The sequence below is a fragment of the Streptomyces sp. NPDC002004 genome (genome assembly GCF_053593975.1).
Map to the genome: position 1 here is coordinate 160,508 of NZ_JBSFDP010000006.1, position 13,757 is coordinate 174,264.

The window sequence follows — 13,757 nt, forward strand, 5'->3', positions numbered from 1 at the left end:
GGTTGCACAACGCCGTGTGCCCACCGCGTGGCGCGATGGGCACAGTGCGTTGCCGGGTCGAACCGGAGCCCGGCTCTCACCTGCGATTTCAGCTGAACATGTTGTACTGCGTGTAGCCGGTTCCGATCTTGACGCGTGTGGCAAAGATCTCGCTGGAGGCCTTGCCGGTGCCCGGGTACAGATAGAGCGTGCCGCCGGGGGTGCGGGCGACGTAGTCGGGCTTGCCGTCACCGGTGACGTCGCCTGGGGCCGCGAACGCGTCGTAGCCGTCCCAGGTCCGCACCTGGACGCCCGCCTCGAAGGGCGTGGACGCCTTGCCGGTGCCCTTGAGCAGATAGAGCTCGCCGCCGCTGCCGCGGGCGATCAGGTCGGTCCTGCCGTCACCGGTGAAGTCCCCGTGTCCGCGCAGTGAGTTGAAGCCCTGGTAGCCGCTTCCGGCGGTGATCCGGTTGCCGTAGGTGCCGTCGCCGTTGCCCGGGTAGACGTACAGGGTGCCGCCGGAGGTGACCGAGAGCAGGTCGGGGAAGCGGTCACCGGTCACGTCGCCCGGCGCGACGACGAACTTCCGCGTCGCCCAGTCGCTCGCGATCCTCGTGTCGGTGTACGTCGAGCCGGTGGTGCTCCGGTGCCGCCAGTAGACCGCCCCGTCGGAGCGCCGGCGCAGGACGAAGTCCTGCCGGCCGTCGCGGTTCATGTCCGTCTGGAGGGCGATGTTGTACGCGCTCCAGGAGCCCGGCAGCGCCGTGCGGGCGGCGAACCCGGTCCCGGTGGACTTCTTCGTGTACGCCGTGGAGCCGGACGGGGGCCGCACGAAGAGGTCGGCCTTGCCGTCGCCGCTGATGTCGGTGTCGTCGATGCGCGGACGGACCCAGGGCTGGTACGTGGCGACCTTGGTGTACGCCTCGTAGGTGCCGGAGACGTTGCACACCTGCTTGCCCTGGCTGATGCCCCAGGAGACGATGCCGACGACCTTGTTGCCCGCGATGAGGGGGCCGCCGGAGTCACCGGGGCAGGTCGTCCTGCCGGTGCTGTCGTCGCCGGTGCCGAGTTGGCCGGCGCACAGCATCTTCCCGCCCACGAAGTACGGGTCGAGGTTGGCGGTGCAGTCCTGGTCCGAGTTGAGCGGGATCGACACCTTCTGCAGCTGCGCGGCGATCGTCGAGGTGTCCTCGTCCGAGCCGGTCAGTCCCCAGCCGTAGACGGTGGCCTCGGTGCCGGGCGTGTAGAGCGCGCTGTCGCCGGCTCCGGCGAGCTCCATGGTGGTCTGGGCGACGGGCTGGGCGAGCGTGAGGACGGCCACGTCGTTGACGAAGGTGTCGGGGTCGTAGCCGTCGCGCACCCAGCTGCGGGTGACGTCGACGTACCGGGCGCCGTTGTCCGGGGCGGTGACGGACTTGCTGGTGCCCACGGCGACCTCGCCGTGGCGGCCCCAGTCCTGCCGGTTGCCGTTCTCGTCGTGCAGGCAGTGCGCGGCGGTCAGCACCTTGGTCGGTGCGACGAGGGTGCCGCCGCACACGAAGTAGGAATCGCCGGACTCGGGGTCGTTGTAGACCAGCTGCACCATCCAGGAGGCGGTGCTGTCGGTGCCGCCGATGATGCGGGGCGCCGCGGTGGCGGGCGCGGAGGACGAGGTGTCCTCGACGGTGGTGCCCGGCGGGGGCTTCACGACGGTGCCGGCTTCGGAGCCGGTGCCGGTCTCCCCCGCGTACGACGTGACGGCGAAGGCGCCGCCGCCGAGCAGGGCGAGGACGGCCGCGGCGGCCGGGACGATCCGGTTCAGTCTGCGTCTGTGACGCCCGCCGGACGTGGATATGGGCACGCAAGTCCCCCCTGGACAGGAAGCGTTCGAGGTGGGCGCGATGGTATCCGGCACGGGCCCCTGCTGGTGAACCGGCCCTTCCGTTTCCTCGGCCTCCCGCCGCTCCGCGGTGGCACCGGCCGCTGCGCGGCCCTTCCCCCTCCGGCCCGCGGCCCGTACCGCCGGCCTTCCACCGCTGCACGGCAGCACCACCGGCCGCTGCGCGGACCGCTCTCCGCCGCCGAGGCGTCCGCCCGCCCTCCCCTGCCACACACCCCTTCCACGGGCCTGCCCGTGGAACCCGCCGCTCCGTGGCGGCCCGGCAGCCCCCGTGGCCCCGACCCGCCCCACGCAAAGGGCCGCCCCGTCACCTCTCGGGTGACGGGGCGGCCCTTGTCCGCCGAAGGCGTCCGCGTCGGATCAGTCGCCGTTGCCCGGCGTCGGCGTCGTCTTCTGGATCTGCATCAGGAACTCGATGTTCGACTTCGTCTGCTTCATCTTGTCGAGGAGCAGCTCGATCGCCTGCTGCTGGTCGAGGGCGTGCAGCACCCGGCGCAGCTTCCAGACGACGCCGAGCTCCTCGGCACCGAGGAGGATCTCCTCCTTGCGCGTACCGGACGCGTCGACGTCGACGGCCGGGAAGATGCGCTTGTCGGCGAGCTTCCGGTCGAGCTTGAGCTCCATGTTGCCGGTGCCCTTGAACTCCTCGAAGATCACCTCGTCCATGCGCGAGCCGGTGTCGACCAGCGCGGTGGCCAGGATGGTCAGCGAGCCGCCGTCCTCGATGTTGCGCGCGGCACCGAAGAAGCGCTTCGGCGGGTACAGCGCGGTCGAGTCGACACCACCGGACAGGATGCGGCCGGAGGCGGGCGCCGCGAGGTTGTACGCGCGGCCCAGACGGGTGATGGAGTCCAGCAGGACGACCACGTCGTGGCCCAGCTCGACGAGGCGCTTGGCGCGCTCGATGGCCAGTTCGGCGACGGTGGTGTGGTCCTCGGCGGGGCGGTCGAAGGTCGAGGAGATGACCTCGCCCTTGACCGACCGCTGCATGTCGGTGACCTCTTCCGGACGCTCGTCGACGAGGACGACCATCAGGTGGCACTCGGGGTTGTTGTGCGTGATCGCGTTGGCAATCGCCTGCATGATCATGGTCTTGCCGGTCTTCGGCGGGGCCACGATCAGACCACGCTGGCCCTTGCCGATGGGCGACACCAGGTCGATGATGCGCGTCGTCAGCACGCCCGGGTCGGTCTCCAGACGGAGCCGGTCCTGCGGGTACAGCGGGGTGAGCTTGTTGAACTCCGGGCGGCCGCGGCCGAGTTCGGGCGCCATGCCGTTGACGGAGTCGAGGCGGACCAGCGCGTTGAACTTCTCGCGGCGCTCGCCGTCCTTCGGCTGGCGCACGGCACCGGTGATGTGGTCGCCCTTGCGCAGGCCGCTCTTGCGGACCTGGGCGAGGGAGACGTACACGTCGTTCGGGCCGGGCAGGTAGCCGGAGGTCCGGATGAACGCGTAGTTGTCGAGGATGTCGAGGATGCCCGCGACGGGGATCAGGACGTCGTCCTCGGCGATCTGCGGCTCACCGATCTCGTCGCGGCCACGGCGCCCACGGCGGTCGCGGTAGCGGCCGCGACGGCCACGGCGGCCGCCCTCGAAGTCGTCGTCGTCCTGCTGCTGTCGGTCCTGCCGGTCCTGTCGGCCGCCGCCCTGCTGGCGCTGCTGGCCGCCCTGGCCCTGCTGCTCGTCGCCGCCCTTGCCGCGACGGTCGCGGTCGCGGTCCCGGCCGCGCTCACGGCGGTCGCGGCGGTCCCGGCGGCCGTCGCCACCCTCGCCGCCGTCACCACGGGCCTCGCCCTGGCCCTCGCCCTTGGCGGCGGGAGCGGCCTCGGTCTTCGTGTCCGCCTTGGCCTCGGCGCCGACCGTCTCGGGGCTGCCCGCGTCGGCGGTCGCACGGCGACGGCGGCGCTCCCCGGCGGGGGCGTCGTCGCTGGCCGGCTGGCCGGGAATCTCGATCTGCTGCTGGGCCACGGCCTTCTTGGCGGACTTGTCCGCCTCGGCACCCGCCTTGTCCGCCTTGCCGGCGGCGGCGTCCTCACCGGTGCGGGCCTTGGAGGTGGCCCGTCGCTTCGGCTTGGTCTCGGTGTCCCCGGAGGCCGCGGCGGCCTTCGCGGGGGCACCGCCACCGGCCTGTGCCTCCTTGATGACCTCGATCAGCTGGCTCTTGCGCATCCGCGCGGTGCCCCTGATGCCGAGGCCCGATGCGACCTGCTGCAGCTCGGCCAGCACCATGCCTTCGAGGCCGGTGCCACGGCGCCGCCTGGAACCGGAGGCAGGCGCGGCAGAGGCATCCGTGGCGGGCGCGGCAGCGGTCTCGACCGTGCTGTCGGCAGTCACGCCCATCAGATCGGTGGTGTCGCTCACGAAGGGTCCTTCCCTGGAGCGGACGTCGGCCTGTCTGGCTCGGCGACCGGTTGTGCTGTCCGGCAGTGGTCCTTGCTGTGTGGACCGTGCCGGGGCGGTGGTCCGCCCAATCGGCGGAAGAGATATCTGGTGATGGCGAGTCCCGAAGCCGTGGCACGGTGGGTCTGTGTCATACGGCTCGGTCACGCCGATTCCGGAGCGTGCTCGGCATACCGCTCAGTGCGACAACACACAGGGCGGTGTGGGAGGCTCCCGGAAGATTGGTGGTCCCGGACGGGGACACGAAGCACCTCGCCATGGTGGGGTCGGGTGCAGACTTGAGATTAACACTACCGGACCCAACAAACATTCCCCCTCTCCAAATCCGGCAACCGGGTGTCAGGCGCCCAGCGGCAGCACACTCGCTCCCGCCGCGTCGAGGGGCAGCCGGTTGGCCGCCCACCCTTCACCCGCCAGCCGGGCGACCTTGTCGGCCGTGGCGTGCTGGGCCAGCGCGAGGACGGTGGGACCCGCGCCGGAGATCACCGCGGGGACGCCGTCCGCGCGCAGCCGCTCCACCAGGGCGGCGCTCTCCGGCATGGCGGGGGCGCGGTAGTCCTGGTGCAGTCGGTCCTCGGTTGCGGGCAGCAGCAGCTCGGGGCGCCTGGTGAGGGCCTCGACGAGCAGTGCGGCCCGGCCCGCGTTGGCCGCGGCGTCCACGTGCGGGACGGTGCGCGGCAGGAGACCGCGGGCGGTCTCGGTCAGTACCGGCTTTCCCGGTACGAAAACCACCGGAACGATGGAATCGGAGGGGTCCATCCTGATGGCCCGTGCGGCGCCGCCCTCCATCCAGGAGAGCGTGAAGCCGCCGAGCAGGCACGCCGCGACGTTGTCGGGATGGCCCTCGATCTCGGTGGCGAGTTCGAGCAGCGCGCTGTCGTCGAGCCGGGTTTCGCCGCCTATGGTCACGGCGCGCGCGGCGACGACGGCGGCGCAGATGGCCGCCGAGGACGAGCCGAGGCCGCGGCCGTGCGGGATGCGGTTGGCGCAGACGACCTCGAGGCCGCGCGGCTGCCCGCCGAGCAGGTCGAAGGCGGTGCGCAGGGAGCGTACGAGGAGATGACTCTCGTCGCGCGGGAGCGTGTCGCTGCCCTCACCTGCGATGTCGATGTTCAGGCCGGAATCGGCCACCCGGACGACGACGTCGTCGTAGAGCCCCAGCGACAGGCCGAGGGCGTCGAAGCCCGGGCCGAGGTTGGCGCTGGTGGCGGGGACGCGCACCCGGACGGCGGCGGCACGGAACGCGGGACCGGCCATCGCTCGATGACTCTCCTTGAGCTGCGTGATTGTCAGGGGTTGCACCACGTACGGAAGACCCGGAGGCCGCAACGTCGGCGGCACCGCGGCAGATGATGCGGCGGGTGGGTTCTCCACAGCCTATCCAAGGACGGTTCCGTGGCGACATAGGGCGCACGGGAGGCGCACGATGCGTGTCGTGAGCCCCCCGTGCACCCACGGGCGGGGAGGGCCGGGCGGGACCCGGGGAGGGACCCGCCGTGGCGTTATGCCAGGCCCAGGCGTTCGGCGGCCGCGGAGGCGTCCACCGGGACGGTGATCGGCTGCGGGGCACCCGCGACGGCCCAGTCGGGGTCCTTCAGGCCATTGCCGGTGACGGTGCAGACGATGGTCTGCCCGGGGTCGACCGCGCCCTGCTCGGCGGCCTTCAGCAGACCGGCGACGGACGCGGCGGACGCCGGCTCCACGAAGACACCCTCCTGTGCGGCCAACAGCCGGTAGGCGCGCAGGATCTCACGGTCCGTCACCTCGTCGATGAGGCCGCCGGACTCCTCCTTCGCGGCGAGCGCGTACTGCCAGGAGGCGGGGTTGCCGATGCGAATGGCGGTGGCGATGGTCGAGGGGTCCTTCACGACCTCTCCGCGCACGATCGGGGCGGAGCCGGAGGCTTGGAAGCCCCACATGCGGGGGGTGTGCGAGGCCGGACCGTCCGCCGCGTACTCGCGGTAGCCCCTCCAGTAGGCCGTGATGTTGCCGGCGTTGCCGACGGGAAGGACGTGGATGTCGGGCGCATCGCCGAGCGCGTCGACGATTTCGAAGGCGGCGGTCTTCTGGCCCTCGATGCGCACCGGATTGACCGAATTGACCAACGCCACCGGGTAGTTCTCGGACAGCGAACGCGCCAGCGTCAGGCAGTCGTCGAAGTTGCCGTCGACCTGGAGGATCTTCGCGCCGTGGACGAGGGCCTGGCCCATCTTGCCGAGGGCGATCTTGCCCCGGGGCACGAGGACGGCACTGACCATGCCCGCGCGGACGGCGTAGGCGGCGGCCGACGCGGAGGTGTTGCCGGTGGACGCGCAGATGACGGCCTGCGCACCCTCCTCCTTGGCCTTGCTGATGGCCATGGTCATACCGCGGTCCTTGAAGGAGCCGGTGGGGTTGGCGCCCTCCACCTTGAGGTGGACCTCGCACCCCGTGCGCTCGGAGAGCACCTGCGCGGGCACGAGCGGCGTACCGCCCTCGCGGAGCGTCACGACCGGTGTGGTGTCGGTGACCGGCAGCCGGTCCCGGTACTCCTCGATGATTCCGCGCCACTGGTGGGTCATTGCTGGTTACTCTCCTTCAACCCGCATGATGCTGGCGACACCCCGCACGGTGTCGAGGCTGCGCAGCGCGTCGACGGTGCCGCTGAGTGCGGCGTCGGGCGCTCGGTGCGTGACGACGACGAGCGAGGCGTCGCCGTCCTTGACGTGCTGGCGCACGGTGTCGATGGATACGCCGTGCTCCGCGAAGACGGTGGCGACCTGGGCGAGCACACCCGGTTTGTCGGCCACGTCCAGGCTGATGTGGTACCGCGTGACGACCTCGCCCATGGGCGAGACGGGCAGCCGGGTGTACGCGGACTCGCCGGGCCCGGTCGCCTCGCTGAGTTTGTTGCGGCAGACCGCGACGAGGTCGCCGAGTACCGCGGACGCGGTCGGGGCGCCGCCCGCTCCGGGGCCGTAGAACATCAGCCGGCCCGCGGCGTCGGACTCCACGAAGACGGCGTTGTACGCCTCGCGCACGGAGGCCAGCGGGTGGCTGAGCGGAATCATCGCGGGGTGGACGCGCGCGGTGACCGAACCGCCGTCGGCGGCCCGCTCGCAGATGGCGAGCAGCTTGATGGTGCAGCCCATCGCCTTCGCCGATGCGAAGTCCGCGGCGGTCACCTCGGTCATGCCCTCGCGGTACACGTCGTCGAGACGCACCCGGGTGTGGAAGGAGATACCGGCGAGGATCGCGGCCTTGGCGGCGGCGTCGAACCCCTCGACGTCGGCGGTCGGGTCGGCCTCGGCGTACCCGAGCGCGGTGGCCTCGTCCAGGGCCTCCTGGTAGCCCGCCCCCGTCGAGTCCATCTTGTCGAGGATGAAGTTCGTCGTGCCGTTGACGATGCCCATCACGCGGTTGATCTTGTCGCCGGCGAGCGACTCGCGCAGCGGCCGGATGAGCGGGATGGCGCCCGCGACGGCGGCCTCGTAGTACAGGTCGCGGCCGTGTTCCTCGGCCGCGGCGTGCAGGGCGGCACCGTCCTGGGCCAGCAGCGCCTTGTTGGCCGAGACGACGGACGCGCCGTGCTCGAACGCGGTGGTGATGAGGGTGCGCGCGGGCTCGATGCCGCCGATGACCTCGACGACGACGTCGAGGTCGCCGCGTTTGACCAGGGCGGTCGCGTCGGTGGTGACGAGGGCCGGGTCGATGCCCTCGCGCACCTTGGAGGGCCGGCGGACGGCTACGCCGGCCAGCTCGACCGGGGCCCCGATACGGGCCGCGAGGTCGTCGGCGTGCGTCGTCATGATGCGCGCCACCTCTGAGCCGACAACCCCACAGCCCAGCAGCGCCACCTTCAGCGGACGCGTACGCATCATCCGACCTCGTTTCTCACACTTCTAAGGGTGGGTCCAGTCTCACTCACCGGACGGGAGTTTCAGCCCGCCGTCCGGATCCTGAGACGTCGATTTCAATTATCCGACGTCCAGACGCAGGAGATCTTCCTCCGTCTCCCGTCGTACGATCACCCGCGCCTCGCCGTCCCGCACGGCGACGACGGGCGGGCGGAGCGCGTGGTTGTAGTTGCTGGCCATGGAGCGGCAGTACGCCCCCGTGGCGGGGACCGCGATCAGGTCGCCGGGCGCCAGGTCGGAGGGCAGGAAGGCGTCGCGCACGACGATGTCACCGCTCTCGCAGTGCTTGCCGACGACGCGTACGAGCATCGGCTCGGCGTCGGAGGTCCGGGAGACCAGGGCGACGCTGTACTCCGCGTCGTACAGCGCGGTGCGGATGTTGTCCGACATCCCGCCGTCCACGGAGACGTAGGTGCGCAGCCCTTCCAGCGGCTTGATGGTGCCCACCTCGTACAGCGTGAAGGTGGTGGGTCCGACGACGGCGCGCCCGGGCTCCACGGAGATGCGCGGAGTGCGCAGCCCGGCCGCCTCGCACTCCCGGCCGACGATCTCGCCCAGCGACTTGGCGATCTCGTGCGGCTCGCGCGGGTCGTCGTCGGAGGTGTAGGCGATGCCGAGGCCGCCGCCGAGGTCGATCTCGGGCAGTTCGACCCCGTGCTCGTCGCGGACCTCGGCGAGCAGCTTCACCACGCGGCGGGCGGCCACCTCGAAGCCCGCGGTGTCGAAGATCTGCGAGCCGATGTGCGAGTGGATGCCGACGAGCTCGAGCCCGTCGAGCCGGAGTGCCCTGCGCACCGCCTCCGCGGCCTGGCCGTCGGCGAGCGCGATGCCGAACTTCTGGTCCTCGTGCGCGGTGGCGATGAACTCGTGGGTGTGCGCCTCGACGCCGACGGTCACGCGGATCTGTACGCGCTGGCGCACGCCGAGCCGCTCGGCGACGTGGGCGACCCGCACGATCTCCTGGAAGGAGTCGACCACGATGCGGCCGACACCCGCGGCGACGGCCGTCTCGATCTCCTGCTCGGTCTTGTTGTTGCCGTGCAGGGCGATCCGCTCGGGGGGCATGCCTGCGGACAGGGCGGTGGCGAGCTCGCCGGCGGAGCAGACGTCGAGGTTCAGCCCCTCCTCGTGCAGCCAGCGGACGACGGCCCGGGACAGGAAGGCCTTGCCCGCGTAGAAGACGTCGGCACCGGGGCCGAAGGCGGAACGCCAGTCGTCGGCGCGGGAGCGGAAGTCGGCCTCGTCGAGGAAGTAGGCCGGGGTGCCGAACTCCTCGGCGAGCCTGGTGACTTCGACGCCGCCGACGGTGACGACACCGTCCTCGTTGCGGCGGACCGTGCGGGACCAGACCTTGGGGTCGAGTTCATTGAGGTCGGTCGGCGGGGCGTGGTAGTGCCCTTCGGGCAGGACGTCGGCGTGGCGGGGCCCGGCGGGGTGGGCGGAACGGCTCATGTCTGGGTGCGCTCTCTCAGAGATGGTCGGGTGCGTCGATGCCGAGCAGGGACAGGCCGCCGGCCAGCACCGTCCCGGCGGCTTCGGCGAGGGCGAGCCGGGCACGATGGGCGGCCGTGGGTTTCTCGTCGCCGACCGGGAGGACGCGGGTCGCGTCGTGGAACCGGAAGAACGCGTCCGCGAGGACGACGAGGTGCCGCGCGACCCGGTCGGGGGCGCGGTGCCGGGCGGCGGCGGCCAGGACGACGGGGTGGTCGGACAGGGCGGCGAGCAGCTCGGCGACAACGTCCTGGGGCACACCGCCGTGGGCCCCCGTCCCCGTCGGCACACCGGGGGCACCCGGCCGTACCTCGCCGGATTCCGTCCGTGCGTCGCCGGGTTCCGCCTGTACGTCGCCGGGTTCCGCCACGAAGCCGAGGTCGGCCGCGTTCCGTACGAGGGCACGGGTGCGGGCGTGGGCGTAGCGGACGCGGAAGAGGGGGTTGGTCTCGCGCTGGACGAGGTGGTCCTCGGTGATCCGGGGGTGGTCGTGCGCGGCGGGGTGCAGCAGCGCCCAGCGGGCGGCGTCGGGGCCGAGCGGGGCGGGGTCGCCGGGGGCCGGCACGGGCCGCAGGTTCACGGGCTCGGCGTGCGAGACCTCGGCGTGCCCGCCCTGTGAGGCGACGATGCGTACGACGGCGTCGGCGACGGCCTCGGCGCGGACCTCGTGCGGCACGCGCAGCTCGACCAGCTGTCCGGCGAGGGTGTCCCCGTGCCCGTAGCCGGGCCCCTGCCGGAGGATGTCGCGGACGAGGGCCGCCGCTCCCCCGTCGAGGGTGATGTTGAGGAACCCGGGCCCGGTGATCTCGACCCCGGCAACACCGGGGGTGCCCGTGAGCCGGTGCCGCACGATCTCGGCGATCTGGCGCGGCGGGCGTCCTGCGGTGCGGGCGAGCTGGAGGGCGATGTTCGTCGCGTAGTCGCCCCGGCCTCCGGGGCGAGGCCGCTCGACCACGGCCCGTGCGGGCACGGTCACGCTCAGCTCACCATCGTCCACAGCTCGGCGCACCGCGTGCAGCAGGGTGCGGGAGAGCTCGACGGGGGTCACGGGACCAGCGTAGGGGAGGAGGGGGGTGGGTACGCGAACCGGTTTCGGGGGGCGAGACGGAAACCCGGGAGGGCCCGCACGGCAAGGTGGCCCGGGGCCTCCTGCGCCCCGGGCCACCCCGTCCGTACTGCTCAGACCAGCGACGCCAGCAGCGACTTGTCGAACGGACGCGCCTCGTCGAGACGGCCGCGCAGGGCCTTGGCGGCCCAGTCGGGGTCGGCGATGAGGGCGCGGCCGACGGCCACGAGGTCGAACTCGTCGCGCTCCAGCCGCTCCAGGAGCAGCTCGATACCGGTGACGCCGGAGGTGCCGGCCCAGCCCTGCGGGCCGACGAACTCCTGGTCGAGGCCGACGGATCCCACGGTGATGACGGGCTTGCCGGTGACCTTCTTCACCCAGCCGGCGAGGTTGAGGTCGCTGTCGTCGAACTCGGGCAGCCAGTACCGGCGCGTCGAGGCGTGCAGCACGTCCACACCGGCGGTCACCAGCGGGGCGAGCACGCGCTCCAGCTCCTCGGGCGAGTCGGCGAGCCGGGCGTCGTAGGCACCCGACTTCCACTGCGAGAGCCGGAAGATCACCGGGAAGTCGGGCGACACGGCGGCACGCACCGCCGCGACGATCTCCGCGGCGAAGCGCGAACGGGCCTCGATGCTGCCGCCGTAGCCGTCCGCGCGCCGGTTGGTGCGCTCCCACAGGAACTGGTCGATGAGATAGCCGTGGGCACCGTGCAGCTCGACTCCGTCGAACCCGATGCGCTCGGCCGCGGCCGCCGCGTCGGCGAACGCCTCGACCACGGCGTCGAGTTCGGCGGCCGTCAGGGCACTGCCCTTGGGCTGTCCGTCGAGCCCGAGCCCCGAGGGGCCGGCCGGCGGCGCGGAGGGCACCGGTCCGGCACCGGGCTTACGGGTGGCGCCCACGTGCCACAGCTGCGGAACGATCTTCCCGCCCGCCTCGTGGACCGCCGAGACGACCCGGTCCCAGCCCTCCAGCGCGTCCGTCCCGTAGAACCGCGGCACCCGGTCGCTCGTCCCGGCGGAGTCATGGCCGACGTACGTCCCCTCGGTCACGATCAGGCCGACGCCGGAGGCGGCGCGGCGGGCGTAGTACTGCGCCACGTCCTCTCCGGGGACTCCGCCCGGCGAGAACTCGCGGGTCATGGGGGCCATGACGATCCGGTTGGGCACGGTGAGGCTTCCGACGCTGAACGGCCGGTCGAGGGACATGCGGGGCTCCTGAGGTATGTGAACGATCAATGGAACAAGTCGGCAGTCGCGCGGTTTATGCCCGCGCGCCGGCACCCTGGGGGGTGTCCGCGGTCACGGGGTCCGCGGCGTCGGCATCGGCGCCCTCCGGGTCCGTGACGGCGACGGCGCCGTCCGCACCCGTGGCGCCCGCGGTGGTGCCCGCGTCCGGACCCTCGTCCGTGTCCGCGTCGGACGCGACGATGGTGGCCACGGCCTCCGTACGGCGCGGCGTGAGCCCGAGCAGGGCGACCACCGCCACGAGGGCGAACGCTCCTCCGGCGAGCGCGAAGCTCAGCGTGAACTGGCTCTCCTCCGGAAGCGGCGGCACCCCGGCCGGCAGGTGCGGGATCGTCTTCGACGCGAGCAGCGAGGTGACGACGGCGCTGGCCACGGCGCTGCCGACGGACCGGGAGATGGAGTTGATGCCGTTGGCGATGCCGGTCTGGTGGTGCGGGACACCGGCCACGATCAGGGCGGGCATCGCCGCGTAGCCGAAGCTGATGGCCACGCCGACGACCATGCCCGCGAGGATGACGGCGGCGGAGCTGTCGTGCCCGAGGGTCAGCCAGGCGAAGCCCGCGACGCCGAACACGGCGCCCACGGTGAGCGTGTGCCGCGCTCCGATCCGGCTCACCAGCACTCCGCCGAACTGGGCGGCGACGAGCGAGACCAGCGTGGCGGGCAGCAGGTACTCCACGGAGGCGCGGAGCACGGAGGCCCCGAAGCCGTATCCGGTGAGCGTGTCGGGCATCTGTGCGAGGTACGAGACGCCGATGAACTGCGAGAACATCGCGAAGCCCAGCAGCAGTCCGGCGAGGTTGGTGTAGAGGACCGGCCGGTGGACGAACATCTTCATGTCCACCATGGGCTCGCCGACCTTGCGCTCGACCAGGACCCACAGCACGGCGCTCACGACGGAGGCGGCGAAGAGTCCGAGCGTACGGGCGGAGGTCCAGCCCCACTCGTGCCCCTGCGAGATGGGCAGCAGCAGGAGGACGAGCATCGCGGCGAGGGTGGCGGCGCCGAGCCAGTCGGTACGGCCGCCGGTCTTGTGGCGGGACGCCGGTACGACGAGGAGGACGGCCACCAGCGCGAGGACGGCGAGGCCGAAGGCCAGCCAGAACACCCGGTGGTAGTCGGGGTGCGCGCCCTGCGTCAGCAGTCCCGCGCCGACCAGCGCCAGGCCGCTGCCGAACGCCAGCGTGCCGCTGACCAGGGCCATCGCGGTGTGCAGCCGGGCGGGCGGGATCTCCTCGCGGAGCACGGACAGCGCAAGCGGGAAGATCGCGGTGGCCGCGCCCTGCATCACGCGCGCCACGATCAGCCAGAGCAGCGAGTGGGTCGTAGCGGCGAGGACGGAGCCGGCGGCCATCAGGACCAGCACCCCGACCAGGGTCGGCTTCTTGCCGTGCTGGTCGCCGAAGCGGCCGAGCAGGGGGGTGAAGACGGCGGCGGAGAGAAGGGTTGCCGTGGTGACCCAGCTGACGTTGGAGGGGGTGGTCCCGAGGTCGTTCTGGATGATGCCGAGGATCGGCACGACCAGCGTCTGCATCATCGAGACGATCATGGCGGCGAGCCCGAGGACCAGGACGAGTCCGAATCCGCCGGTTCCGGCGGCGGGGCGTGCGGGCGCCTGGTGCGGTGTGGAAGTCACGGGGTTCCCATAGCTGGAGTGGCTGACGTGGCGGAGACCGGTGTGCGAAGCGCTGCGAACGCCTGGCACTCCGGCGCGCGAAGCGCCCGAAGGGCCGGGCACTCGGCGCGCGAAGCCCGGATGCTTGATGGCTTCGACACTTGAGGTCTCACATACTTGAGAACAT

9 protein-coding genes are annotated in these 13,757 nt (G+C 72.0%); all 9 read right to left on the reverse strand.

The window, feature by feature from the left end; genetic code table 11:
• Nucleotides 1-88: 88 nt before the first annotated feature.
• Nucleotides 89-1,819, reverse strand: coding sequence for a trypsin-like serine protease (locus tag ACWCP6_RS12835; protein ID WP_450932429.1), 1,731 nt, complete (start codon nucleotides 1,817-1,819; stop codon nucleotides 89-91).
• 399 nt (nucleotides 1,820-2,218) lie between these two features.
• Nucleotides 2,219-4,219, reverse strand: a complete 2,001-nt coding sequence (rho, locus tag ACWCP6_RS12840; RefSeq protein ID WP_450932430.1) for a transcription termination factor Rho — start codon at nucleotides 4,217-4,219, stop codon at nucleotides 2,219-2,221.
• Nucleotides 4,220-4,597: 378 nt separating this feature from the next.
• On the reverse strand, nucleotides 4,598-5,515 hold the full coding sequence (gene thrB / locus ACWCP6_RS12845) for a homoserine kinase (RefSeq protein ID WP_450932431.1): 918 nt from the start codon (nucleotides 5,513-5,515) through the stop codon (nucleotides 4,598-4,600).
• A 245-nt stretch (nucleotides 5,516-5,760) separates the two neighbouring features.
• Nucleotides 5,761-6,819, reverse strand: a complete 1,059-nt coding sequence (gene thrC, locus ACWCP6_RS12850; RefSeq protein ID WP_450932432.1) for a threonine synthase — start codon at nucleotides 6,817-6,819, stop codon at nucleotides 5,761-5,763.
• Nucleotides 6,820-6,825: 6 nt separating this feature from the next.
• On the reverse strand, nucleotides 6,826-8,115 hold the full coding sequence (locus tag ACWCP6_RS12855) for a homoserine dehydrogenase (RefSeq protein WP_450932575.1): 1,290 nt from the start codon (nucleotides 8,113-8,115) through the stop codon (nucleotides 6,826-6,828).
• A 99-nt stretch (nucleotides 8,116-8,214) separates the two neighbouring features.
• Nucleotides 8,215-9,606: a diaminopimelate decarboxylase gene (lysA, locus tag ACWCP6_RS12860; RefSeq protein ID WP_450932433.1), complete on the reverse strand. Its 1,392-nt coding sequence runs from the start codon at nucleotides 9,604-9,606 to the stop codon at nucleotides 8,215-8,217.
• 16 nt (nucleotides 9,607-9,622) lie between these two features.
• Nucleotides 9,623-10,693 (reverse strand): ArgS-related anticodon-binding protein NrtL, encoded by a 1,071-nt coding sequence (nrtL, locus tag ACWCP6_RS12865; protein WP_450932434.1) that lies wholly within the window; start codon nucleotides 10,691-10,693, stop codon nucleotides 9,623-9,625.
• Between the two features lie 131 nt (nucleotides 10,694-10,824).
• The gene (locus ACWCP6_RS12870) at nucleotides 10,825-11,916 is read right to left on the reverse strand and encodes an NADH:flavin oxidoreductase (RefSeq protein WP_450932435.1); all 1,092 of its coding nucleotides are present in this window, start codon (nucleotides 11,914-11,916) and stop codon (nucleotides 10,825-10,827) included.
• A 55-nt stretch (nucleotides 11,917-11,971) separates the two neighbouring features.
• Nucleotides 11,972-13,591, reverse strand: coding sequence for an MFS transporter (locus ACWCP6_RS12875; protein ID WP_450932436.1), 1,620 nt, complete (start codon nucleotides 13,589-13,591; stop codon nucleotides 11,972-11,974).
• Nucleotides 13,592-13,757 lie beyond the last annotated feature (166 nt).

What these genes read in the sequence shown, in the direction of transcription:
- thrB (WP_450932431.1), bottom strand. Translation starts at nt 5,515, where the DNA reads ATGGCCGGTCCCGCGTTCCGTGCCGCCGCCGTCCGGGTGCGCGTCCCC.
- thrC (WP_450932432.1), bottom strand. Translation starts at nt 6,819, where the DNA reads ATGACCCACCAGTGGCGCGGAATCATCGAGGAGTACCGGGACCGGCTG.
- ACWCP6_RS12855 (WP_450932575.1), bottom strand. Translation starts at nt 8,115, where the DNA reads ATGCGTACGCGTCCGCTGAAGGTGGCGCTGCTGGGCTGTGGGGTTGTC.
- lysA (WP_450932433.1), bottom strand. Translation starts at nt 9,606, where the DNA reads ATGAGCCGTTCCGCCCACCCCGCCGGGCCCCGCCACGCCGACGTCCTG.
- ACWCP6_RS12870 (WP_450932435.1), bottom strand. Translation starts at nt 11,916, where the DNA reads ATGTCCCTCGACCGGCCGTTCAGCGTCGGAAGCCTCACCGTGCCCAAC.